At 67.3% G+C, this 24,308-nt stretch carries 22 protein-coding genes; 8 read left to right on the forward strand and 14 right to left on the reverse strand.

The features are described 5' to 3' along the window. Position 1: 1 nt before the first annotated feature. From glpX to E2L08_RS01785, 5 genes are all read left to right on the forward strand, one after another. Positions 2-985 (forward strand): class II fructose-bisphosphatase, encoded by a 984-nt coding sequence (gene glpX, locus E2L08_RS01765; protein WP_133395316.1) that lies wholly within the window; start codon positions 2-4, stop codon positions 983-985. After that, entirely contained in the window at positions 982-1,671 is a 690-nt protein-coding gene (locus E2L08_RS01770) for an orotate phosphoribosyltransferase (protein ID WP_133395317.1), read from the forward strand. Before glpX ends, E2L08_RS01770 begins: the two co-directional genes overlap by 4 nt. Positions 1,672-1,847: 176 nt before the next feature. Then, positions 1,848-3,359 (forward strand): replicative DNA helicase, encoded by a 1,512-nt coding sequence (locus E2L08_RS01775; protein WP_133395318.1) that lies wholly within the window; start codon positions 1,848-1,850, stop codon positions 3,357-3,359. An 86-nt stretch (positions 3,360-3,445) separates the two neighbouring features. Continuing rightward, positions 3,446-4,480: an alanine racemase gene (alr, locus tag E2L08_RS01780; RefSeq protein WP_133395319.1), complete on the forward strand. Its 1,035-nt coding sequence runs from the start codon at positions 3,446-3,448 to the stop codon at positions 4,478-4,480. A gap of 212 nt (positions 4,481-4,692) precedes the next feature. Further along, entirely contained in the window at positions 4,693-5,460 is a 768-nt protein-coding gene (locus E2L08_RS01785; RefSeq protein WP_133395320.1) for a DNA repair protein, read from the forward strand. Between the two features lie 24 nt (positions 5,461-5,484). Here E2L08_RS01785 and E2L08_RS01790 read toward each other — a convergent pair whose 3' ends face one another. The 3 genes from E2L08_RS01790 to E2L08_RS01800 all read right to left on the reverse strand — a co-directional run bounded on the left by E2L08_RS01790 (position 5,485) and on the right by E2L08_RS01800 (position 7,987). After that, the gene (locus tag E2L08_RS01790; RefSeq protein ID WP_133395321.1) at positions 5,485-5,925 is read right to left on the reverse strand and encodes a hypothetical protein; all 441 of its coding nucleotides are present in this window, start codon (positions 5,923-5,925) and stop codon (positions 5,485-5,487) included. A gap of 127 nt (positions 5,926-6,052) precedes the next feature. Continuing rightward, positions 6,053-7,138, reverse strand: coding sequence for an ABC transporter ATP-binding protein (locus tag E2L08_RS01795; protein ID WP_133395322.1), 1,086 nt, complete (start codon positions 7,136-7,138; stop codon positions 6,053-6,055). 69 nt (positions 7,139-7,207) lie between these two features. Continuing rightward, positions 7,208-7,987: an SDR family oxidoreductase gene (locus E2L08_RS01800; RefSeq protein WP_133395323.1), complete on the reverse strand. Its 780-nt coding sequence runs from the start codon at positions 7,985-7,987 to the stop codon at positions 7,208-7,210. Positions 7,988-8,271: 284 nt separating this feature from the next. On the opposite strand from E2L08_RS01800, the gene E2L08_RS01805 reads away from it, so the two are divergent. Continuing rightward, positions 8,272-9,285 (forward strand): Hint domain-containing protein, encoded by a 1,014-nt coding sequence (locus E2L08_RS01805; protein ID WP_133395324.1) that lies wholly within the window; start codon positions 8,272-8,274, stop codon positions 9,283-9,285. 61 nt (positions 9,286-9,346) lie between these two features. Here the strand turns inward: E2L08_RS01805 and E2L08_RS01810 are convergent, their stop codons facing one another. Next, positions 9,347-9,718, reverse strand: a complete 372-nt coding sequence (locus E2L08_RS01810) for a SnoaL-like domain-containing protein (protein WP_338069515.1) — start codon at positions 9,716-9,718, stop codon at positions 9,347-9,349. Positions 9,719-9,831: 113 nt separating this feature from the next. On the opposite strand from E2L08_RS01810, the gene E2L08_RS01815 reads away from it, so the two are divergent. Next, positions 9,832-11,454, forward strand: a complete 1,623-nt coding sequence (locus E2L08_RS01815) for a peptide chain release factor 3 (protein ID WP_133395325.1) — start codon at positions 9,832-9,834, stop codon at positions 11,452-11,454. A 160-nt stretch (positions 11,455-11,614) separates the two neighbouring features. Then, on the forward strand, positions 11,615-13,201 hold the full coding sequence (locus E2L08_RS01820) for a DEAD/DEAH box helicase (protein ID WP_133395326.1): 1,587 nt from the start codon (positions 11,615-11,617) through the stop codon (positions 13,199-13,201). 87 nt (positions 13,202-13,288) lie between these two features. Here E2L08_RS01820 and E2L08_RS01825 read toward each other — a convergent pair whose 3' ends face one another. The 10 genes from E2L08_RS01825 to nuoH form a co-directional block, all read right to left on the reverse strand. Continuing rightward, on the reverse strand, positions 13,289-14,953 hold the full coding sequence (locus tag E2L08_RS01825; protein ID WP_133395327.1) for a ribonuclease J: 1,665 nt from the start codon (positions 14,951-14,953) through the stop codon (positions 13,289-13,291). Further along, positions 14,950-15,729, reverse strand: coding sequence for a type III pantothenate kinase (locus E2L08_RS01830; RefSeq protein WP_133395328.1), 780 nt, complete (start codon positions 15,727-15,729; stop codon positions 14,950-14,952). The genes E2L08_RS01825 and E2L08_RS01830 overlap by 4 nt, the downstream gene beginning before the upstream one ends. A gap of 12 nt (positions 15,730-15,741) precedes the next feature. Further along, the gene (locus tag E2L08_RS01835) at positions 15,742-16,491 is read right to left on the reverse strand and encodes a biotin--[acetyl-CoA-carboxylase] ligase (RefSeq protein WP_133395329.1); all 750 of its coding nucleotides are present in this window, start codon (positions 16,489-16,491) and stop codon (positions 15,742-15,744) included. Beyond that, entirely contained in the window at positions 16,481-17,917 is a 1,437-nt protein-coding gene (nuoN, locus tag E2L08_RS01840) for an NADH-quinone oxidoreductase subunit NuoN (RefSeq protein WP_133395330.1), read from the reverse strand. Before nuoN ends, E2L08_RS01835 begins: the two co-directional genes overlap by 11 nt. Positions 17,918-17,929: 12 nt before the next feature. Further along, complete coding sequence (locus E2L08_RS01845) at positions 17,930-19,477, reverse strand: NADH-quinone oxidoreductase subunit M (RefSeq protein ID WP_133395331.1); 1,548 nt, start codon at positions 19,475-19,477, stop codon at positions 17,930-17,932. A 2-nt stretch (positions 19,478-19,479) separates the two neighbouring features. Continuing rightward, positions 19,480-21,666 (reverse strand): NADH-quinone oxidoreductase subunit L, encoded by a 2,187-nt coding sequence (gene nuoL, locus E2L08_RS01850; protein WP_133395332.1) that lies wholly within the window; start codon positions 21,664-21,666, stop codon positions 19,480-19,482. Positions 21,667-21,670: 4 nt separating this feature from the next. Beyond that, a complete protein-coding gene (gene nuoK / locus E2L08_RS01855; protein WP_133395333.1) occupies positions 21,671-21,976 on the reverse strand; it encodes an NADH-quinone oxidoreductase subunit NuoK in 306 nt (101 codons plus the stop codon). Positions 21,977-22,075: 99 nt separating this feature from the next. Further along, complete coding sequence (locus tag E2L08_RS01860; RefSeq protein ID WP_133395334.1) at positions 22,076-22,687, reverse strand: NADH-quinone oxidoreductase subunit J; 612 nt, start codon at positions 22,685-22,687, stop codon at positions 22,076-22,078. A gap of 78 nt (positions 22,688-22,765) precedes the next feature. Continuing rightward, positions 22,766-23,260: an NADH-quinone oxidoreductase subunit NuoI gene (gene nuoI, locus E2L08_RS01865; RefSeq protein ID WP_133395335.1), complete on the reverse strand. Its 495-nt coding sequence runs from the start codon at positions 23,258-23,260 to the stop codon at positions 22,766-22,768. 2 nt (positions 23,261-23,262) lie between these two features. After that, complete coding sequence (gene nuoH, locus E2L08_RS01870; RefSeq protein ID WP_133395336.1) at positions 23,263-24,300, reverse strand: NADH-quinone oxidoreductase subunit NuoH; 1,038 nt, start codon at positions 24,298-24,300, stop codon at positions 23,263-23,265. Between the last annotated feature and the right edge of the window lie 8 nt (positions 24,301-24,308).

Below are 24,308 nucleotides of genomic sequence, written 5' to 3' on the forward strand. Positions count from 1 at the left end.
GATGGCCAGGCCCGATTTCAACGACCGTATGCTGTCCCTCGGGCTTGCCCGCGTCAGCGAGGCCGCGGCGCTCGCCTCGGCGCAGTTCATCGGCCGCGGCGACGAGAAAGCCGCCGACCAGGCCGCCGTGAACGCCATGCGCGAACAGCTCGACAAGCTCGACATCGCGGGCACGGTCGTCATCGGCGAGGGCGAGCGCGACGAGGCCCCGATGCTCTATATCGGCGAGGAGGTGGGGACCGGTAAGGGCCCCGAGGTCGATATCGCGCTCGACCCGCTCGAGGGCACGACGCTGACGGCCAAGGACATGCCCAACGCCCTGACCGTGATCGCCATGGGGCCGCGCGGATCGCTGCTGCATGCACCCGACGTCTACATGGACAAGCTGGCCATCGGGCCGGGCTTCAAGTCGGGGATCGTCACCATGGCGATGAGCCCCGCCGAACGCGTCTCGGCGCTGGCCGCGGCCAAGGGCGTCTCGACCCGCGACATCACCGTGTGCGTCCTCGAACGCCCCCGCCACGAGGCGCTGATCTCCGAGCTGCGCACCACCGGCTGCGCGATCCGGCTCATCACCGATGGCGACGTGGCCGGCGTGATCCACACCGCCGAGGCCGAGCGGACCGGCATCGACATGTATATGGGCTCGGGCGGCGCCCCCGAGGGCGTGCTGGCCGCCGCCGCGCTGAAATGCATGGGCGGGCAGATCTTCGGCAAGCTGATCTTTCGCAACGACGACGAACGCGACCGCGCGCGCAAGGCCGGCGTGACCAATTTCGACCGCGTCTACACCCGCGACGACATGGTGACGCAGGACGTGATCTTTGCCGCGACGGGCGTCACCGACGGCTCGATCCTGCCCGGCATTCGCCGCGAGCCGGGCTATCTCACGACCGAGACGATCCTCATGCGCTCAAAGACCGGGTCGGTGCGGCGCATGACCTATCGCAACCCCGTCGCCTACAGCCCCGGCGCGCCGGCATGATCCCCACGGGCTTTCCCCCCGCCGAAGAGATCGCGCGGCTGTCGGCGGGCATGCTGCTCGAGGTGGGGGCGGTGCATTTCAACGCGGCCGAGCCGTTCACCCTGGCCAGCGGCCTGCCCTCGCCGACCTATATCGACTGCCGGCGGCTGATCTCGTTTCCGCGGCTGCGCGCCACGCTGATGGATTTCCTGACCGTCACCGTCATGCGCGACGCGGGGTTCGAAGCATTCGACATCGTGGCGGGCGGCGAGACGGCCGGCATCCCCTTTGCCGCCATGGTGGCCGAGCGGATGGCCCTGCCCATGGCCTATGTGCGGAAAAAGCCCAAGGGCTACGGGCGCAACGCGCGGATCGAGGGGCTGATGCGCGAGGGACAGCGCGTTCTGCTGATCGAGGACCTGACCACCGATGGCGGCTCCAAGCTGAGCTTCGTCGACGCGATTCGCGACACCGGGGCGACCTGCGCCCATACCGCGGTCATCTTTTCCTACGGCATCTTTCCCGAGACGGTCCCGACGCTCGAGGGGCACGGCGTCCGGCTGCATGCGCTCTGCACCTGGTGGGACGTGCTGGCCGAGGCGCGCGCCCGCGCGGCCTTCGACGCCGGGACGCTGCGCGAGGTCGAGTCGTTCCTCGTCAGCCCGCGCGCCTGGCAGGACGCGCGGCGCGGGGACGGCGGGGGATAACTTCGCCCCCCATGCCTGCCGGGCGGCCACCGTATCTTGGGGGCGCAATCGACCGGCACCCATGATAGGGTGGCTCACGCCCGCGAGTTATCCCCCATCTCACCCGTTGAAGGGGCGCCGCATCCCGCGGTAGATCCACGGGCGACGAATGAACCCAAACCGGGGATGGCAGGGCGATGACGCAGGTTACAGTGATACGTCCGGGCGGTCCGGGGGCGGCCCCCGGTGCCGCGGGCGACGCGGCGCGGACCGAGGTGCTGCCCCATTCCATCGAGGCCGAACAGCAGCTTCTGGGCGCGATCCTCACCAATAACGATCTCTACGACCGGGTCGCCCAGATCATCGGGGCCGAGCATTTCTACGACCCGGTGCATCGCCGCATCTTCGAGGTGGCGGCCAACCGGATCGCCATCAACACGCTGGCCTCGCCGGTGACGCTCAAGGCGTTCCTCGCCGACATGCCGGGCATCGACGAGCTTGGCGGGCCGGAATACCTCGTGCGGCTGGCGGGCGCGGCGGTGGGGTCCTATGCGGCGCGCGACTATGCGCAGATGATCTATGATTTCGCCGTGCGGCGGAAACTGATCGAGCTCGGCCGCGACATCGCCGGCAAGGCCGCGCGGGTCGATGAGACGAACGAGCCGCGCGACCAGATCGTCGAGGCCGAGCAGCGGCTCTATTCGCTGGCCGAGGCTGGGCAGGTGAACCAGGGCTTTCAGTCCTTCCTGCGCGCCGTGACCGAGGCCGTCGAGAACGCGAACGCCGCGCATGGCCGCGCGGGCGGTCTGGCCGGGCTGTCCACCGGTCTGGCCGACATGGACGCCAAGCTGGGCGGGCTTCACCGCTCCGACCTGCTGATCCTCGCCGGGCGCCCGTCGATGGGCAAGACCTCGCTGGCCACCAACATCGCCTTCAACATCGCCAAGGCCTATCGCGAGGGGCCCGGCGGGGACCGTTCGCCCCAGAATGGCGGCGTCGTCGGGTTCTTCAGCCTCGAGATGAGCGCCGAGCAGCTTGCCGCCCGCGTCCTGTCCGAGGCGGCCGAGGTGCCGTCGGAACGCATCCGCCGCGGCGACATGACCGAGGCCGAGTTCCGCCGCTTCATCGACGCGGCCAAGGATCTAGAGGCCTGCCCGCTCTATATCGACGACACCCCGGCCTTGCCGATCAGCCAGCTCGCCGCCCGCGCCCGCCGGCTCAAGCGCGAATGGGGACTCGACGTGCTGATCGTCGACTACCTCCAGCTCGTGCGCCCGGCCTCGGCCAAGGACAGCCGCGTGAACGAGGTCTCCGAGATCACGCAGGGTCTCAAGGCGATCGCCAAGGAGCTCGACATCCCCGTCGTTGCGCTGTCCCAGCTTTCGCGGCAGGTCGAGAACCGCGAGGACAAGCGCCCGCAGCTTTCCGATCTGCGCGAATCCGGCTCGATCGAGCAGGATGCGGACGTGGTGATGTTCGTGTTCCGCGAGGAGTACTACAAGGAACGCGAGAAGCCGGGCGAGAACGAGCTCGACAAGATGGCCGCATGGCAGGACGAGATGGCGCGGCTGCACGGCCGCGCCGAGGTCATCATCGGCAAGCAGCGCCACGGCCCCATCGGCACCGTCCATCTCAGCTTCGAGGGGCAGTTCACCCGCTTCGGCAACCTCGTGAAGCCCTATCAGGACGGCGCGAACGAACTGCGCTGAGCGCGGGCGGCAACAACCCGCCGCGCAGGGGCCCGCGCGGCGGCTTGGCGCTTGACCTTCGGGGCGCGCCGGAAAATGACGGCCCCATGGGAACCGCACATCTGACCGTCGATCTCGCCGCGCTCGCCGATAACTGGCGCGCGCTCGATGCGCTGAGCGGGGCGGACTGCGCCACCGGCGCGGTGGTCAAGGCCGATGCCTACGGCCTGGGGATCGCCCCCGTCGCCCGCGCCTTGTGGGAGGCCGGTGCGCGGCGTTTCTTCATCGCCGTCGCCGAAGAGGGCGCCGCCCTGCGCGCGGCCCTGCCCGAGGCCGAGATCCTGCTCTTTTCGGGGCATATGGCGGGCGATGCCGATGCCATCGCCGCGGCGGACATGGTGCCGCTGCTCAATTCCATCGAGCAGTTGACCCGCCATTTCGAAACGCTGGGCGACCACCCCTTCGGCATCCAGCTCGATACCGGGATGAACCGGCTGGGGCTGGAACCGGCCGAATGGGCGGCGGCGCGCGATCTGGTGCTGGCGCAGCGGCCCCGGCTCGTGATGAGCCATCTCGCCTGCGCCGACGATCCCGAGGACGCGATGAACGGCCGCCAGCTTGCCGTGTTCCACGAGATGACCGATGGCATCGAGGTGCCGCGTTCGCTGGCCGCGACGGGGGGGATCGGGCTCGGGCCCGAGTATCATTTCGACCTGACGCGGCCGGGAATCGGGCTTTATGGCGGTCTGCCCTTTGCCGAGGCCCGCCCGGTGGTGGCGCTGTCGGCCCCCGTCGTGCAGGTCCGCGAGGTCGCGGCGGGCGAAACCGTGGGCTACGGCGCCTCCTGGATCGCGGACGAGGATGCGCGCATCGCCACGGTCTCGGCCGGCTATGCCGACGGGCTGATTCGCGCCATGGGCAACGAGGCGGTGCTGTTTCACGGCGCGACGCCGTGCCCGCTGGTCGGGCGCGTCTCGATGGACCTCCTGACCGTCGATGTCAGCCACCTGCCCGACATTCCCGACCGGCTCGATATCCTCGGCCCCGAACAGGGCATCGACGATCTGGCGACCGCCGCCGGGACGATCGGGTACGAAATCCTGACGTCCCTCGGCGGCCGGTATCACCGCGACTACCGCTGATCGCGGCCGCGCGGTCCGGCCCCGCCACGGGTTGATAACGCAACCGGATTTCCCCCGTGAGCCGCGCCGATCCGACGGGTTCGCGGCGCTTTCGCACGCCCGGCGGCGCGATTCGTGATGGGACGCGCCGCGCCTTCGCGGAACCAGACGGCCCCCCTGCGATTGAGGCCATAAGCGAAACGCCGCCGACTTGTGAACCGGAGACCGAAACGATGACGCCGAAAGCGCGCAACGGAACGATCGACACGACCGCCCTCTTGCAGATGATCTCGGCGATCATCCTGGGGCTGGCCACGCTCGCCCTCGCCGCGGCAACCCTTGCCGGGGCGCTGGGATACCTGCCCTACCTCTCGCTGAGCCTGACCTTCGGCGATACCGTCCTGCCCGATGCCGGGCTTTACGTACAAATCGCCCTGACCTTCATCCTCGTGGCCATCCTCGCGGCCCTGCCCTCGGGCTTTCGCGTAACCCGGCTCGAACGGACGCATCGCGATTTCCGCATCAGCATGTCCGACGTGATGGAGGCCTATTACGCCGCCCATCGTGCCGACCGCGAGGGCGTGTTCAACCTCGCGTCCGAGTTCGACGCCGTCAAGGAACGCATCCAGTTCCTGCACCAGCACCCCGATCTCGGCCATCTCGAACCCGATATCCTCGAGGCCGCGGCCGAGATGTCGTTCGCCTCGCGCGAATTGGCGCAGACCTACAGCGACGAGAACGTGAGCCGCGCCAAGGGTTTCCTCAAGCACAGGCAGGAAGAGATCGAGCTTTTCGCCGAGCGTATCGACCGCGCGCTGACGATCTCCTACGAGCTCAAGCGCCAGCGCGAGGAAATCGAGATCGAAGAGGATGCGATGGAAAGCCGTCTCGCCCACATGGAAGAAGAGTTCGGCGACCTGCTCGAAGAGCTCGGCTTTTCGCGCAGCCGCACCCCGCGCGAGAACGTCATCGCCCTGCCCCACGCGACGGCGGCCGAATAACGGCAGGCGCGCAACGGCACCCGGTCAGTGCAGCCGGGCCGTCCTCGGCCGGGGCGCCGCGGGTTCGGTGCGCAGATCGGCCGGGCCGCGCAGCAAGGCCAGCCCCACCTGCTGGGCCAGCGAAACGGCAAGCGGCGCCATGTCGAGCCGCATCAGCAAAGACGCGATCAACAGCGCCTCGTCGCGTTCGCCCGTCGCGGACTGGGCGACGAAATGGGCAAAGATGGCCTCGTCCGATCCGACACAGGCACATCCCGGCGCATGGGTCATCAGCGGACGCCGCCCCATCTCGGCCAGGATGGTCACGAGGTCGCGAAAGGCCCGCGCCGTGCGCCGACCCGCCTCGGGGCCGAGCCGCGCGAAATCGGCATCCATCTCGTCGCGATGCACCCCGCCCGCGCACCAGAGCCGCATCGCGAGGATCGCGCGCCGCTCCATCGCGGACATCGCTTCGATACGGGTCACGGCGATGGCACCGCGGGTGGCAGCGTCGGAAAGGGGGGGATTGCCGGGCACGGGACAGGCTCCGTCATGGAAAACATGACCGCAGGGAACCACGATCGTGCCGGCCGGTCAATCCTGATTGTTTAGATCAGGATTCTTTTGCCTGCGGAAAGACGAAACACCGGTCGCGCCGGATCGCCAGCCACATCGGCGTCCCCGGCTTGGGCAGGAACACCGATGGCACCGTCGCGGTCAGGCACGGCCCGGCCTCGAGCCGGAACTCGACCAGGCTTTCGCGCCCGATGAACCGCGCGCGTTCGACCACGGCGCGGGCGGGCGTGCCGTCCTGCGGGGTCGGGTTGGGCCCGCGCCCGGCCCGGTCGAAATCGATCCTGAGATGCTGGGGCCGGATCACGATATCGACCCGCGTGCCGTCCGGCACGCCCGGCGCCAGGAATTGGCCAAAGGGGGTCTGCGTCAGCGCCCCGTTCACTTCGCCGGATATGACGTTGATATCGCTGAAGAACCCGGCGGCCTCGCGATCGACGGGATTGTTGTAGATGTTATAGGGCGCACCCGTCTGCACGATCCGGCCCTCGCGCATCAGCGCGATCTCGTCGGCCATGCGCATCGCCTCCTGCGGCTCGTGGGTAACGAGCAGGACGGCGGTGCCCTCTTCCTTGAGCACCTCGAGCGTCTGGTCGCGGATCTCGTCGCGCAGCCGGTCGTCGAGCCCCGAGAACGGCTCGTCCATCAGCATGACGCGGGGGCGCGGCGCGATGGCCCGCGCCAGCGCCACGCGCTGCTGTTCGCCGCCCGACAGCTCGTGCGGATAGGCGTCGATATGCCGGTCGAGCGACACCCGCCCCAGCAGCGCCTGCGCCCGTGCCCGTTTCTCGGCCCGCGATCCGCTCAGGCCGAAGGCCACGTTATCGGCGACAGACATATGCGGGAACAGCGCGAAATCCTGGAACATCAGCCCGACGCCGCGATCCTCGGGCGGGACCGAGCGCGCGGCATCGCAAACGAGCCGCCCGTCGAGCCGGATCTCGCCCGCATCGGGTCGGTCGACCCCGGCGATCATGCGCAAGGTCGTCGATTTGCCGCAGCCCGACGGCCCCAGCAGGCAGGTGACCTGCCCCGGCGCGATCGAAAGCGACACATCGTCGACCACGGCCCGTCCGCCGAACCGGCGCGTCAGGCCGGCGATCTGGACCCTGGGGGCATCGGGCATCTGCAATCCTGAGCAAAGCTGTCGGGTAGATGGCCTAGCAGCGCCGCGCCCGGTCTTCAAGCCAAAGGCTCAAAGCGTGAGGTTCACCGCGCCGCCATCGACCAGCAGGTTCTGACCGACGATGAACCCCGCATGGGTCGAGCACAGAAAGGCGCAGGCGGCGCCGAACTCTTGCGCGGTGCCGTAGCGGCGGGCGGGAATCGTCGCCTCGCGCTCGGCCCGCGCCGCGTCGAGGCCGATGCCCCTGGCCTCGCTCACCCCGCGGTCGAGCGATGTCGCCCGGTCGGTGTCGTGGATGCCCGGCAACAGGTTGTTGATCGTGACGCCATGGGGCGCGACCTGCCGCGCCGTGCCCGCGACATAGCCCGTCAGCCCCGCGCGGGCCGAGTTGGACAGGCCCAGCACGGCGATGGGCGATTTCACCGATTGCGAGGTGATGTTGACCACCCGCCCCCAGCCGCGCTCGATCATGGCGGGCAGGCAGGCCTTCATCAGCGCGATGGGGGTCAGCATGTTGGCGTCGAGCGCGGCGATGAAATCGTCGCGGTCCCAGTCGCTCCACATGCCGGGCGGGGGGCCGCCCGCATTGGTGACGAGGATATCGGGCGATCCCGCGGCCGCCAACACCTCGGCCCGGCCGTCCCCGGTCGTGATATCGGCGGCAACGGCTGTGATCTCGACCCCGAAACGCGCGCGCAGGTCGTCCGCCGCGGCCTCGAGCGCCTCGGCCCCGCGCGCGTTCATCACCAGGTCGCACCCCGCCTCGGCCAGCGCCGCGGCGCATCCCAGCCCGAGCCCCCTGGACGAGGCCGTCACCAGCGCCCGCTTGCCCTTCAGTCCCAGATCCATGCGTCATCCCCGTCGTTTCGGCTTGCCTAGCATCGGCGCGCCGCCCACGAAAGCGGCCTTTGCACCGCCCCGTCACGCGATGGCCCCGATGCGGCCATCGCGGCTCCGCGCTCTCGCCATCTTGACGCGCGACGATTGCCCGGATCGCCCAACCCGCATAGGATCGCGACGATGCCGCACGCCCGTTTCGCGCCCCGCCTTGCCTCGCGACACACCGGCGGGTGCGGCCGCCGCCGCGCGCCGCGCACGATACCGCCCTCTACCGCCCCGCAACGAGCCGCCAGATGACTGCCCCCGCCCCGCCCGGTCCCACACCCGCCCAGAGCCTGCCGGTCTATCCCGCGCAGGATTTCGTCGCCGTCGATGGCGCCAACCTGGGCGATCCGCTGGGCGTGGCCGACGATCTGCTGCCGGGCGACGTGTACCAGCTCGGGCCCGGCGCCGCGCGCACGCGGCTGTCGGTCCTGGCCCTGCCCGGCCGCACCCATCTCGAGGTGGCGCAGGACACCGATACGGGGCGGCCCGGCGCGCCCCTTCATATCGATTGCTGCTGCACCTTCATGTCGCCCGACGGCACCACGCTCGAGGTGATGGTGCTGGTCGAGATCGCGCCCGAGGGCGCCACCATCGCCGCGGTGCATGTCTTTCCGCTGGCCGAGATGGCGGCGCGGGTCGATTACGCGCTCGTCGCCATCGACCGCCGGCGCGCGCGGATGCGTTTTGCCGAGACGGCCAGCGTGTCGTTCACGCGCGGCACGCACATAACCACGGCGCGCGGAACGCAGGTCCCGATCGAGGATCTCGCCGTCGGCGACCGCGTCCTGACCCGCGACCACGGCGTGCAGGAAATCCGCTGGATCGGGCAGCAGACGGTGCGCGCGCTGGGGGCGTTCTCGCCGATCCGCATCGCGGCGGGTGCGCTCAACAACGCGGGCGACCTCGTGGTCAGCCCCAATCACCGCCTTTTCGTCTATCAACGCCGCGACCGGCTGGGCGCGGGCCGGGCCGAGGTGCTGATCAAGGCCAAGTACCTTCTGAACGGCGACACCGTCACCCGGACCGAAGGGGGGTTCGTCGATTACTACCAGCTTCTCTTCGACCGGCACGAAATCATCTATGCCGAGGGCATCGCGGCCGAGACGCTCATGGTCGATCACCACACCCGCCCGACCCTGCCGCGCCACCTCGCCGACACGCTCGGACGCTCCGACCCCGGCGCCCGCGCGATCGAGCTCTCCGAGGGGATGATCGACGCGCGCACCGCCGCCGACATCCTGCGCCGCGCCTCGGTCGGTTGAGCGGCGGCCTGTTTCTTCTCTTTCCAAATACCCGGATGGCGCGCCCCCGGCGGCAAGCGCATCAGTCGGGGCGATAGAAAAACTCTTCCCGCACGATGGCGCCGTCAGCCAGGTGATAGACGGCGACCTCTTCGCTGCGGATGACATCGCCGCCCGATTTGTTCCGCGCCTCGACATGGAACACCAGCGCAAAGCGGTCCGGCCCGTGCGGATAGGGGCCGTCGATGCGTTGCGACAGCGTCTCCATCGCGCCGTCCCACCAATCGTGCTTGCCCTTTATGGCGTCGCGGCCCCGCGTCTCGCGACCCTGCCCCATATCCATGGCCTCGACGCTGACGGCATCCGTGGCATAAAGGCGGTCGATATTCTCGCGCGTCCGCCCCTCGTGGCAGCCGGCGATCAGCTCGGCGGCGATCTCATCGCGTGACATCATTTGCGTTCCCCCTCTGTTCGACTCACCTTGTCCGATCCGTCGCGCCCCGGTCAACCCCGACCGCGCGCGGGGCCAGATTGCGCGCCCGGCGCGGCGCCCGTATATGCCGCCCCATGTCAGACCGTTCGCACAACGCCCCCGCCCTGCCGCCCGAGATCGCGCGGCGCCGGACCTTCGCCATCATCTCGCACCCGGATGCCGGCAAGACGACCCTGACCGAAAAGTTCCTGCTTTTCGGCGGCGCGATCCAGATGGCGGGACAGGTCCGCGCCAAGGGCGAGGCGCGGCGCACGCGCTCGGATTTCATGCAGATGGAAAAGGATCGCGGCATCTCGGTCTCGGCTTCGGCCATGTCCTTCGATTTCCACGCGGAATCGGGCGAGGCGCTGCGGTTCAACCTGGTCGATACGCCCGGCCACTCGGATTTCTCCGAAGACACCTACCGCACCCTGACCGCGGTCGATGCGGCGGTGATGGTGATCGACGGGGCCAAGGGCGTCGAAAGCCAGACCCGCAAGCTTTTCGAGGTCTGCCGCCTGCGCGACCTGCCCATCCTGACCTTCTGCAACAAGATGGACCGCGAAAGCCGCGATACCTTCGACATCATCGACGAGATCCAGGAAAACCTCGCCATCGACGTGACGCCGGCGTCCTGGCCCATCGGCATGGGGCGCGACTTCCTCGGCTGCTACGACATCCTGAACGACCGGCTCGAGCTCATGGACCGCGCCGACCGCAACCGCGTGGCCGAGACCGTCAGGCTCAAGGGGCTCGACGACCCCCGCATGGCCGATCACATCCCCCCCGCCCAGCTCGCGACGCTGCGCGAAGAGGTCGAGATGGCGCGCGAGCTGCTGCCCGCCTTCGATGCGCAGGCGCTGCTCGACGGAACGATGACGCCGATCTGGTTCGGCTCGGCCATCAATTCCTTCGGGGTCAAGGAACTCATGGACGGGATCGGCCGCTACGGCCCTCCGCCCCAGCCCACCGCCGCCGAGCCGCGCCAGATCGCGCCCGACGAAAGCCGGGTTTCGGGCTTCGTCTTCAAGGTGCAGGCCAACATGGACCCGCGCCATCGCGACCGGGTGGCCTTCTTGCGGCTCGCCTCGGGGCATTTCACCCGCGGGATGAAGCTGACCCATGTGCGCAGCAAGAAACCGATGGCCGTGACGAACCCGGTGCTGTTTCTCGCCTCGGACCGCGAACTCGCCGAAGAGGCCTGGGCCGGCGACATCATCGGCATTCCCAATCACGGGCAGTTGCGCATCGGCGACACCCTGACCGAGGGCGAGGCGCTGCGCGTCACGGGCATCCCGTCCTTTGCGCCCGAGCTGTTGCAGAACTGCCGCGCGGGCGACCCGATGAAGGCAAAGCATCTCGACAAGGCGCTGATGCAATTCGCCGAGGAAGGCGCGGCCAAGGTGTTCAAGCCGACGCTCGGCGCGGGGTTCATCGTGGGCGTGGTCGGCGCGCTCCAGTTCGAGGTGCTGGCCAGCCGGATCGAGCTTGAATACGGCCTGCCGGTGCGATTCGAGCCGTCGCAATTCACCTCGGCGCGATGGGTCCACGGCCCCCGTGACAAGGTCGAGGCTTTTGCCGAGGCCAACAAGGGGCACATGGCGCTCGACAATGACGACGACCTCGTTTTTCTCACCCGCCTTCAATGGGATATCGACCGCGTCGGGCGCGACTGGCCCGATATCGCGTTGTCCTCGACCAAGGAAATGATGGTCTGATCCCGCCGCGACACGTTCGCGGCATGTCCGGGGGCAAAGATTGACGCAACGGCCCGGCCCGGATAGACAGTGGCCGGGTCGCGATGCGCGCGATCTCGAACGGGGGCGCTGGACGACGTCCCGATCTTGCGGAACACCGCCGCATATCCAACGGACGTACATGACGACATTCAGCGACCTCAAGCTGGGACCGAAGGTCCTGCGTGCAATCGAAGAAACGGGCTACGAGACGCCCACCCCCATCCAGGCCCAGGCGATCCCGGCCGCGCTCGAAGGGCGCGACATCCTCGGCATCGCGCAGACCGGGACGGGCAAGACCGCGTCCTTCACCCTGCCCATGATCAGCCTGCTGGCCCGCGGCCGCGCCAAGGCGCGGATGCCGCGCAGCCTGGTGCTGGCCCCCACGCGCGAGCTTGCCGCGCAGGTGGCGGCCAATTTCGACACCTATGCCAAGCACGTCAAGCTGACCAAGGCGCTGCTGATCGGCGGGGTCTCGTTCAAGGAACAGGACCAGTTGATCGACAAGGGCGTCGACGTGCTGATCGCCACGCCGGGCCGCCTGCTCGATCATTTCGAGCGCGGCAAGCTGCTGCTGACCGACGTCAAGATCATGGTCGTGGACGAGGCCGACAGGATGCTCGACATGGGGTTCATCCCCGATATCGAGCGGATCTTCAGCCTCGTGCCGTTCACCCGGCAGACGCTGTTCTTTTCGGCCACCATGGCGGCCGAGATCGAGCGGATCACCAACACCTTCCTGTCGAACCCCCACCGGGTCGAGGTCGCGCGCCAGGCGACGGCCTCGGAAAGCATCGACCAGTTCGTCGTGCCCTTCGAGCCGTCGCGCCGCGACCGCGCGGCCTCGGAAAAGCGCGCCGCGCTTCGGGCCGTTCTCGACGGAGAGGGCGACAAGCTGACCAACGGCATCATCTTCTGCAACCGCAAGATCGACGTGGATGCCGTCTCCAAGAGCCTGAAAAAGCACGGCTATGACGCGGCGCCGATCCATGGCGATCTCGACCAGTCGCAGCGGACGGCGACGCTCGACCAGTTCCGGGCCGGCGATCTCAAGATCCTCGTCGCCTCGGACGTGGCCGCGCGCGGGCTCGACGTGCCCAGCGTCAGCCATGTGTTCAACTTCGACGTGCCGAGCCATGCCGAGGATTACGTCCACCGCATCGGCCGGACCGGCCGCGCCGGGCGCGACGGAAAGGCGATCACGATCTGCTCGACCGCGGACGAGCGCAATCTCGAGGATGTCGAGGCGCTGCTCGAAAAGACGATCCCGCGCATGGCGCTGCCCGGCAAGACCCCTGTCCCGTCCGCCGACACCGCGCCCGCCGCCGATGCCCCCGAGGCCGATGCCGAGGCGCCCAAGCCCCGCGCCCGCCGCACGCGCAGCCGCGCCAAACCGGCGACCGACGAGGCCGCGCCCGCGACAACCGCCGAGACCGCGCCATCGGAGGCCCCGGCGCCGCAGGCCGCGCCCGAGGTCGAGGCGGTGGATGCCGATCACGACACGCCCCGCGTTGAGACGACCGAGCGCGAGCCGCGCAGCCGCGGCAGGGGCGGACGCAGCAGCCGCAAGCCCGCCGAGGACAGCCAGGCCACGGCCCCCGTGCGCGACGACACCCGACGCGACGACACCCGACGCGACGACCGCGGCCGCGGCAAGCCCGTCGTGGGCATGGGCGACCACATGCCGACCTTCATCGAGAAATCCTTCGAAGAGCGGATGACGGGCTGAACCAGCCCGACGCGCCCTCCGAACGACAACGCCCGGCCGAAAGGCCGGGCGTTTTGCTTATCCGCCCGCGCGGGCCGCGGCGGGCGGTCAGCTCAGCCGGCTGACCACCACCCGCACCTCGGGCTTGCGGCCGATCTCGTTCACCGCGGTCTGGCGCGCGATGCGGCGCAGCGCCTCGTCGAGCTTGTCGTCGTCGCGGAGCGTCCGGTCGTCGGCGCGCTGCATGAACTGGGCCAGGTCGGCCTCCATCGTTTCGACCAGATCGCCCGAGCGTCCGGTTTCGGGCAGGCCCATCAGCTCGACCCAGGGATCGCCCAGCGGCGTGTCGTCCTCGTCGATGATGAGCGTGACGATCACCGCCCCGTTCAGCGCCAGCCGGATACGGTCGCGCACCACCCCGTCCATCGCGCCGATCTGCACCGAGCCGTCGAGATAGGTGCGGCCCGTCTCGACATATTCGACCACCTCGGGCTTGTTGCCCGACAGCGAAATGCAGGTGCCGTTGGGCGCGAGAACCCCGAGCCGCCCGCGCGATTCGGCCAGCTTGGCGTGTTCGCGCAGATGGCGATGTTCGCCATGCATCGGCACGACGATCTGCGGGTTCACGAGGTCCTGCATCGCGATCAGGTCGGGCCGGTTGGCATGGCCCGAGACGTGGTAGCGCCCGTTATCGTCATCGGCCACGTCGACGCCCTTTTCCGACAGGGCGTTCATGATGCGGATCACCTCGCGCTCGTTGCCGGGGATGGTCTTGGACGAGAACAGGAAGGTGTCGCCGTCCTTGAGTTCGAGCCCGAGATACTTGCCCCGGCTCAACTGCGCCGAGGCCGCGCGCCGCTCGCCCTGGCTGCCCGTCACGATCAGCATGACGTTGTCGCGGGGCAAGTCGCGCGCCTCTTCGGGGGTGATGGTCGAGGGGAAATCGGTCAGCACGCCGGTTTCGACCGACGCCTCGATCATGCGCCTCATGGCCCGGCCCAGCAGGCAGACCGACCGCCCCGCATCGACGCCCGCCTGTGCCAGTGTGCGCACCCGGCTGACATTCGAGGCGAATGTCGTCGCGACCACCATCCCGTCCTGTTCCGACACGAAGCGCCGGATCTCGGGACCGACCGAGGATTCGGACCGCCCTTCGTGATGGCTGAACACGTTGGTCGAGTCGCAGACCAGCGCCTTGACGCCATCCCTGGCGACCGAGGCCCAGAGATCGCGGTCGAACGCCTCGCCCACCCCCGGCTGGTAGTCGATCTTGAAATCGCCCGTGTGGATGACGCGGCCCGCGGCGGTGTCGATGACCAGGGCCGAGCTTTCGGGGATCGAGTGGCTCACGGGCAGGAAGCCGACGGTGAACGGCCCCACGGTGATCGTTTCGGGCCAGGCGCCGCGCGTCTGCACCTTGTCGGGGTTGTGCCCGTGCTCGTCCATCTTGCGGCGCGCGTGATGCGCGGTAAAGCTGCGCGCATAGACCGCGCAATCGAGCTTGCCGAAGAGGTGGCCCACGGCGCCGACGTGATCCTCATGCGCGTGGGTGATGAAGATCCCGTCGACGCGGTCCTTGCGCTCTTCGAGCCAGGCGATGTCGGGAAAGATCAGGTCGACGCCGGGCGTCGTGTCCATGTCGGGAAAGGTCACGCCCATGTCGACGACGATGAGGCGTTCGGCCCCCGGACGGCCGTAGCCGTAGACATAGCAGTTCATGCCGATTTCACCCGCCCCGCCGAGGGGCAGGTAGATCAGTCGTTCTTCGCTCAATTTGTTTCCAGTTCCATATTGTGGCGATGGATCACGGTCAGCCCGTGCATCGTCAGATTGTCTTCGAACACGTCGAACAACGCGTCCCCCTGCTGGAAAAGAGGCGCCAGCCCGCCGGTTCCGATGACCTTCATGGGGCGCTCGCGCTCTGCGCGGATGCGCGCGACGATGCCGCTCACGAGGCCGATATATCCCCAGAATACGCCGGACTGCATGCAGTCCACCGTGTTGCGTCCTATGACTTGGGGCGGCATGGTCACGTCGACAAGGGGCAGTGCCGCCGCAGCCTCGTGCAGCGCGGCCAGCGACAGGTTCACCCCCGGCGCGATCACCCCCCCGATATAGGCCCCGTCGGCAGCCACCACGTCGAATGTCGTCGCCGTTCCGAAATCGACGACGATGATATCGCCACCGTGCAGGTCGTACCCGGCCACCGTGTTTACAAGCCGGTCGGGGCCCACCTGCGTGCCCGGATCGACCCGCACATCGACCGGCAGCGCGCAATCGGGTTTGCCCACGACCAGCGGCCGGCAATCGTAATAGCGGTTGCACAGCACCCGAAGATTGAACACGACGCGCGGCACCGTCGACGAGACGATGACCGCGTCGATGGTCACGTCGATCTTTTGCAGCGCCATCAGCGTGCTGAGCCACACGTAATATTGATCCGCGGTCCGCTGCACCTCGGTCGCGGTGCGCCAGGTTGCCAGGAACCGCTCTCCGTCCCAGATGCCGAAAACGGTGTTCGTGTTGCCCACGTCGATGGTCAGCAGCATGGCATACCCCGCTCAGCCCGTCGGGAAATGGATATCGGCCGCGGCGATGCGCCGTTCGCCATGGGCAGTGTCGAGCACCAGCCGCCCGCCCTCGTCCAGCGTGACGAAACGGCCCGTTATCTCGCCGCGGGGCGTGCGGGCGGTGACGATTTCACCCAGCCGCGCGGCATGGCGCAGCCATTTCTCGCGGATGGGCTCGAACCCCAGCCGTTCGAGGATGGATTCCTGCGTCGCGTAATAGCCCGCCAGCCGGTCGAGCACGGCGCGCGGGTCCGGCGCGGGATCGAGCGCCACGGGCGAAAAGGCCGCGTCGCGCATCTCGGGCGCCGTGCCGAGATTGACGCCGATGCCGATGGCCAGCCAATCGACGCCCCCCGCGCCCCCCCGCGTCTCGAGCAGGATACCGGCCAGCTTGCCGCCGTCGAGCAGCACGTCATTGGGCCATTTCAGCGACAGCCGCCCCCGCGCGACGTAGTGGGTCAGCGTCTCGAACAACGCGTTCGCCGCCATGAAGCTGCGCAGCGCCGCCCAGCCCGCCGTGCCCGTGGGGCGCATCATCAGCGTCGCGGCAAAGCTGCCCGGCGGCATGGCCCATGGGCGGCCCTGCCGGCCGCGCGCCCCCGTCTGCGCGCGGCTGAAGATCCAGGTCGGACGGACCAGTTCGGGGACGCGCCGCAGCCCTTCGGCATTGGTGCTGTCGCAGCTTTCCAGCGCGATCAGGTCATAGCCTTCGGGCCAATGCGGTGCGGGATCAGTTGACAAGGGTGGCCGCCGCGGCCGCTGCGACCCCGTCGATGCCGAAAAGGTTGACGATCCCCACCACCATGATCAGCGCCGATCCCATCAGCACGCCCCACAGGACCGGCGGGCCGCCCGCGTCCAGCGCCTCGGACTCGGACCCGAAATACATCAGGTAGATGATCCGCAGGTAGTAATAGGCCGCGATGGCCGAGGCGATCACGCCAAGCACCGCCAGCCACCCCAGCCCCGCCTCGATGGCCGCCGACAAAACGTAGAACTTGCCGAAGAACCCGACCAGCGGCGGAACCCCCGCCATCGAGAACATGAGCACCAGCATCGCCAGCGCCCGCAGCGGGTCGCGCCGCGCATAAAGGTTGAGCGAGTCGATCCGCGTCACGGGTTTGCCGTCCTTCTCCATCCCCAGGATGAAGGCGAAAGTGCCGACATTCATCACGACATAGATCGCCATGTAGATGAGCATCGCCTGCACGCCATAGACGCCGCCCGCGGCGAGGCCCATCAGCGCAAAGCCGATATGGTTGATCGAGGAATAGGCCATCAGGCGCTTGATGTCCTTCTGCCCGATCGCCGCCACGGCGCCGAGGAACATCGAGGCCACCGACAGCGCCGCGACGATCTGCTGCCAGTCCCCGGTGACGCCGCCGAAGGCATCGTGCAGCACCCGCGCCAGCAGGCCCATGGCCGCGACCTTGGGCGCGGTGGCGAGGAAGGCCGTGACCGGGGTGGGCGCGCCCTCGTAGACGTCGGGCGTCCACATGTGGAAGGGCGCGGCCGACACCTTGAAGGCCAGCCCCGACGCGATGAAGACGAGGCCGAACAGCAGCCCCAGCGGCGCCTGCCCCTCGCCCACGGCGGCAATGATGCCGGTGAACAGCGTCGTCCCGGCAAAGCCGTATGTCAGCGAGGCACCGTAGAGCAGCAGCCCCGAGGACAGGGCGCCCAGCACGAAATACTTGAGCCCCGCCTCGGTCGACTTGATGCTCTCGCGCCGCAGCGACGCGACGACATAGAGCGCGAGAGACTGGAGCTCGAGCCCCATGTAGAGCGTCATGAGATCCCCGGCCGATACCATGACCATCATGCCGACCACGCTCAGCGTCACCAGCACTGGGTATTCGAAACGCAGGATGCCGCGCCGCTCCATGTAGCTTTCGCTCATCACCAGGACGACGGCCGCCGAGAGCAGGATCGTGACCTTGGCAAAGCGGGCAAAGGCATCGTCGACGAAGATCCCGCCAAAGGCGATCCCCCCGCCCGATTTCAGCCCCACCCAGAAGGCCGTGACGGCAAAGACGGCGGCGGTGATCCAGACCAGCGGGCTCGCCCAGCGATCCTTGCCGCCATAGACGCAGACCACCAGCGCCAGCATGGCGAATATGGCCAGCAGCATCTCGGGCAGGATCGTGGAGAAATCGGCGGAAGTCATAACCGCGGCTCCTTAATTGGCCTGCGCGACTTCGGCCGGGCCGGTCAGGCCCGCCGCGTCGAGCGCGAGGTTGCGGTCTTGCAGAAGCTCGGCCACGGCGGGGCCGATCCGGTCGAGAACGGGGGCGGGATAGACGCCGAGCAGGATCGTCATCGCCACCAGCGGTGCGAATATCCAGCGCTCGCGCGCCGTGAGGTCCGTGATCGAGCGCAGGCTTTCCTTGATGAGATCGCCCATCACCACCCGGCGATAGAGCCACAGCCCGTAGGAGGCCGAGAGAATGACGCCCGTGGTGGCCACGGCGGCGACCCAGGTATTGGCCTGGAACATGCCCATCAGCGTCAGGAACTCGCCCACGAACCCGCTGGTGCCGGGCAGGCCGACATTGGCCATGGTGAACAGCATGAAGATCAGCGCGTATTGCGGCATCCGGTTCACGAGCCCGCCATAGGCGTCGATCTCGCGGGTATGCATCCGGTCGTAGATGACGCCCACGCACAGAAACAGCGCCCCCGAGATGAAGCCGTGGCTGATCATCTGAAAGATCGCCCCGTCGAGCCCCTGCTGGTTCGCCGCAAAGATCCCGGCGGTGACATAGCCCATATGGGCGACCGACGAATAGGCGACGAGCTTTTTCATGTCGGTCTGGGCCAGCGCCACGAGCGAGGCATAGACGATGGCGATGGCGCTGATCCACAGCACGAAGGGCGCGAGCAGCTCGGACGCGACCGGGAACATCGGCAGGCTGAAACGCAGAAAGCCGTAGCCCCCGAGCTTGAGCAGGATCGCGGCCAGCACGACCGAACCCGCGGTCGGCGCCTGAACATGCGCGTCGGGCAGCCAGGTATGGACCGGCCACATCGGCATCTTGACCGCGAAACTGGCAAAGAAGGCCAGCCAGAGAAGCGTCTGCAACCCGCCCACGATCTGGATGCCCAGCACCTCGATCGTGCCGAAGTCGAAGGTATGATCGAGCAGCGCCACGATATCGGTCGTGCCCGCATCGCCATACATCGCCAGCATGGCGACCAGCATCAGCACCGAGCCGAGGAAGGTGTAGAGGAAGAACTTGAACGCGGCATAGATGCGGTCCTTGCCGCCCCAGATCCCGATGATGAGGAACATCGGGATCAGGCCGCCCTCGAAGAAGAGGTAGAACAGGATCAGGTCGAGCGCCATGAATACGCCCAGCATGAGCGTTTCGAGCAGCAGGAAGGCGATCATGTATTCCTTGACGCGGACCTGCACCTCCCAGGTCGAGAGGATGACCAGCGGCATCAGGAACGTTGTGAGCATGACGAAAAGCACGCTGATGCCGTCCACGCCCATCTTGTAGGTCAGCCCGCCGATCCACTCGCGCTCTTCGACGAACTGGAACCCACCGCCGGGCTCGAACCCGGCAAGGATCAGAAGCGACAGAAGGAAGCTCGCCGTGGTCGCGATCAGGGCCAGCCAGCGCGCGTTCTGGCGGCTGGCCTCGTCATCGCCGCGCAGGAAAAGCGCGAGGATGATGGCCGCCAGCATCGGGATGAAGCAGACGATGGAAAGAAGGCTGTTCATGGTCAGTTGGCCCCTCCGGCCAGCGTCATCCAGGTGATGAGGATCGCGATCCCCAGCACCATCGCGAAAGCGTAGTGGAACAGGTATCCGCTCTGGGCGCGGCCGGCGAGCCGCGTGAAGAACGGCACGATCCCCAGCGCGATCCCGTTGATCGCCCCGTCGATGATCGTGCCGTCACCGCGTTTCCACAGCGTGCGCGCCACCCAGTTGGCCGGGCGCACGAAGACGAAGTCGTAGATCTCGTCGAAATACCACTTGTTCAGCAGGAACAGGTAGGCGGGGCGCGCGGCGGCGGCGAACTTGGCCGGGGTGTCGGGGCGGCGGATATACATCAGCCACGCCAGGACGAACCCGATCAGCATGGCAAAGAACGGGCTGGCCTTGACCCACGCCGGGGCATGGTGCGCCTCGTCCATGACGTGATTGTCGGGGGCCATGTAGATTGCGCCCGCCTCCCAGCCGCCGGCCATGACCTCGGCATGGGTGCCCTCGCCGCCATGCCCGTCGGCGGTCGGCTCGGTGATGTCCTCGAGCGCGGCGGCCGCGTCGCCCTCAGCCACTTCCTCGAGCGCCTGGCCCAGCCCCTCGCCGATATCGTCGCCGGCCCCGCCGCTTTCCGCGCCGTGATCGTCGGCCGCCGCCGCCTCGGCATGGGCGGGGATCCCGAAGAACCGGTTCACCTGCGCATGATCGCCGAAGAACGAGCCGTACCAGACCATCCCCGAGAACACCGCCCCCAGCGCCAGCACGCCCAGCGGCGCCAGCATGACCATGGGGCTTTCATGCGCGTGCTCGTGGGTGTGTCGATCGCCGCGCGGCTTGCCGTAGAAGGTCAGGAACATCAGCCGCCAGCTGTAGAAACTGGTCATCGCCGCGGCCAGCACCAGCAACCAGAAGGCATAGTTGCCCACGCCCGACTGCGCGCCCCAGGCGCTTTCGATCACGGCGTCCTTGGACAGGAACCCCGCGAAACCGATATGGGTCAGCGGGATGCCGACGCCGGTGATGGCCAGCGTGCCGATCATCATGGCCCAGAACGTGTAGGGCAGCTTCTTGCGCAGGCCCCCGTAGTTCCGCATGTCCTGCTCGTGATGCATCCCGTGGATGACCGAGCCCGCGCCGAGAAACAGCATCGCCTTGAAGAAGGCATGCGTGAACAGGTGGAACATGGCCACCGAATAGACGCCCACCCCGGCCGCGACGAACATGTAGCCAAGCTGCGAACAGGTCGAATAGGCGATGACGCGCTTGATGTCGGTCTGCACCAGGCCCACGGTCGCGGCAAAGAACGCGGTCGAGGCGCCGATGACGGTGACGAACATCATCGCGTTCGGCGCGTATTCCATTATCGGCGACATGCGGCAGACGAGGAACACGCCCGCCGTGACCATGGTCGCGGCATGGATCAGCGCCGAGACGGGGGTCGGCCCCTCCATCGCGTCGGGCAGCCAGGTGTGCAGGAAAAGCTGCGCCGATTTGCCCATCGCCCCGATGAAGAGGAGCACCGCGACGACCTCGACCGCCGTCCAGTCGCGCCACAGGAAGGTGAGCTGCGTCTCGGCGAGCTGCGGCCCGGCGGCAAAGATCGTGTCGAACTGGACCGAGTCGACCAGCAGGTAAAGCGCGAGGATGCCCAGCAAAAAGCCGAAATCGCCCACCCGGTTGACCACGAAGGCCTTGATCGCGGCGGCATTGGCCGAGGGCTTGCGGAAATAGAACCCGATCAGGAGGTATGAGGCGAGGCCAACCCCCTCCCAGCCAAAGAACATCTGCACGAGGTTGTCGGCCGTCACCAGCATCAGCATCGCGAAGGTGAAGAACGACAGGTAGGCGAAGAACCGGGCGCGATAGGGCTCGTTCTCGCGGAAATTCTCGTCATGGGCCATGTAGCCGAAGGAATAGAGATGCACGAGCGCCGAGACCGTGGTGATGACGATCAGCATGATCGCCGTCAGCCGGTCGAGCCGGATGGCCCAGTCCGTCGACAGCGTCCCGCTCTCGATCCAGCGCAGCACCTGCACCCGCTCGGCCTCGCCGTCGAACGAGAAAAAGACGATCCAGCTCAGCAGCGCCGCCAGGAACAAGAGGCCCGTGGCCGTCCATTGGCCGGCCTTCTCGCCCATCAGACGCCAGCCGAACCCGCAGATCAGCGCGCCCAGCAAGGGCGCGAAGAGGATGATCGTGGTCATACGTTCAGCCCTTCATCACGTTGACGTCTTCGACGGCGATGGTGCCGCGGTTGCGGAAGAAGCAGACCAGGATGGCAAGCCCGATGGCCGCCTCGGCCGCCGCCACCGTCAGCACGAAGAGGGTAAAGACCTGTCCCACCATGTCGCCGAGAAAGGCCGAGAACGCCACGAAGTTGATGTTCACCGCCAGCAGCATCAGCTCGATCGACATCAGGATGATGATGACGTTCTTTCGGTTCAGGAAAAGGCCGAAGATGCCGATGACGAACAGCATCGCCGCCACCGTCAGGTAATGTTCCAAACCGATCATCACTCTCGTTCCTCCGGGTCTAGTGCCCGCTAAAGTATCCGTTCGCCACGGCGACGGCCGTGGCTATCCCGATGGCAACGGCGATCCAGGCGCCGCGGCTCACAGCCCCTGTCCGGGTTTGACATCCTGCATCGACATCGACTTTTTCGGGTCGCGCATCATCTGGGCGACGACGTTCTGCCGCTTGACGTCGCCGCGATGGCGCAGCGTCAGCACGATCGCCCCGATCATCGCCACCAGAAGGATCAGCCCGGCAAGCTGGAACAGCAGGAAGTAACGCTCGTAGACGAGCAGGCCGATGGCCTCGGTATTCGAGATCCCGGCGGCAGGCGTCGCGGCGGCGATATTGTCGGGCGCGAGATCCGAGGCCTGCCATACGCCGAAGGCGATGCCGAGCTGCATCAGGATCACGACGCCGATCAGCAGCGCGATGGGCAGGTATTTCGACATCTCGGCTTTGAGCGCCGCGAAATCCACGTCGAGCATCATCACGACGAACAGGAACAGCACCGCGACCGCGCCCACATAGACGATGATGAGCAGCATCGCGACGAATTCCGCCCCGACCAGCACGAACAGGCCGGACGAACTGAGGAACGCGAGGATGAGCCACAGCACCGAATGGACCGGGTTGCGGGCGATCACGGTCATGAGCCCCGCCATGATGACGAGGATCGCGAACATCCAGAAGGCGACGACGGGAACGATCATTTCGCGTGGTCCTTCGCAGGGTCTGGCCGGCGGCGAGCGGGCCGCGCGATGCCGTCGGTGGCAGCGGTCATGTCATCCTCAGCGATAGGGCGCATCGATTTCGAGGTTGCGGGCGATCTCGACTTCCCAGCGGTCGCCGTTCTCGAGCAGCTTGGCCTTGTCGTAGAACAGCTCCTCGCGGGTCTCGGTGGCGAATTCGAAATTGGGGCCCTGCACCACGGCATCGACCGGGCAGGCCTCCTGGCAGAGACCGCAATAGATGCACTTGGTCATGTCGATGTCGTAGCGCGTCGTGCGGCGCGAGCCGTCGGCGCGCGGCTCGGCGTCGATGGTGATGGCCTGAGCGGGGCACACGGCCTCGCACAGCTTGCACGCGATGCAGCGTTCCTCGCCGTTGGGATAGCGGCGCAACACGTGCTCGCCCCGGAACCGCGGGGAAAGCGGACCCTTTTCATGCGGATAGTTCACCGTCGCCTTGGGGGCGAAGAAATATTTGAGCCCCAGCCTCAGCCCGTTGAACATGTCGAGCAGCAGCCAGTACCGCCCCATGCGCACATAATCTATCGTCGCCATTGTCAGCCTCCTACGGCCCAGCGGGCATAGGCCCCGCCGAAGAGTTCGAAATGCGCGGCAAACGACACCAGCACCACCCAGATCAGCGAGAAGGGCAGGAACACCTTCCAGCCCAGCCGCATGAGCTGGTCGTAGCGGTAGCGCGGCACGACCGCCTTAACCATCGCGAAGAGGAAGAAGAAGAACGCCATCTTGAGCACCATCCAGAACGCCCCGTCGGGCAGGAACGGCACCGGGCTCAGCCAGCCGCCGAAGAACAGCAGGCTGATGACGGCGCAAAGCAGGAAGATCGCGATATATTCGCCCGCCATGAACAGAAGGAACGGGGTCGAACTGTATTCGACCTGGTAGCCCGCGACGAGTTCCGACTCGGCCTCGGGCAGGTCGAAGGGCGGGCGGTTCGTCTCGGCCAGGCACGAGATGAAGAACAGGAACACCATCGGCAGATGCGGCAGCCAGTACCAGTTGAACAGGCCGAAATCCCCGTCCTGCGCCCGCACGATATCGCCGAAGTTGAGCGACCCGGTCGTGATGACGACGCCGATGATGATGAGCCCCAGCGACACCTCGTAGGAGATCATCTGCGCGGCCGAACGCAGGCTGCCCAGGAACGGGTATTTCGAGTTCGAGGCCCAGCCGCCCATGATGACGCCATAGACCTCGAGGCTCGAGATCGCGAAGACGAACAGGATGGCCACGTTGATATCGGCCAGAACCCAGGTGTCGTTGAACGGAATCACCGACCAGGCCAGCATCGCGAGCACGAAGCTCAACAGAGGGGCGAGGAAGAACACCGCGCGGTCGGCGCCCGCGGGCACGACCACCTCTTTCAGCACGTATTTCAGCGCGTCGGCCACCGATTGCAGCAGCCCGTAGAAGCCCACCACGTTGGGGCCGCGCCGCATCTGAACGGCGGCCCAGATCTTGCGGTCGCCATAGACCAGGAACAGCAGCGAAATCATCACGAAGGCGACGATCAAGAGCGCCTGCGCGACGAGGATCACCCCGGTTCCAAGGGATGTCTCGAAAAAGCCTGACATCAGCGATC

It is taken from the genome of Palleronia sediminis, from assembly GCF_004358695.1.
Lineage (GTDB): Bacteria > Pseudomonadota > Alphaproteobacteria > Rhodobacterales > Rhodobacteraceae > Palleronia > Palleronia sediminis.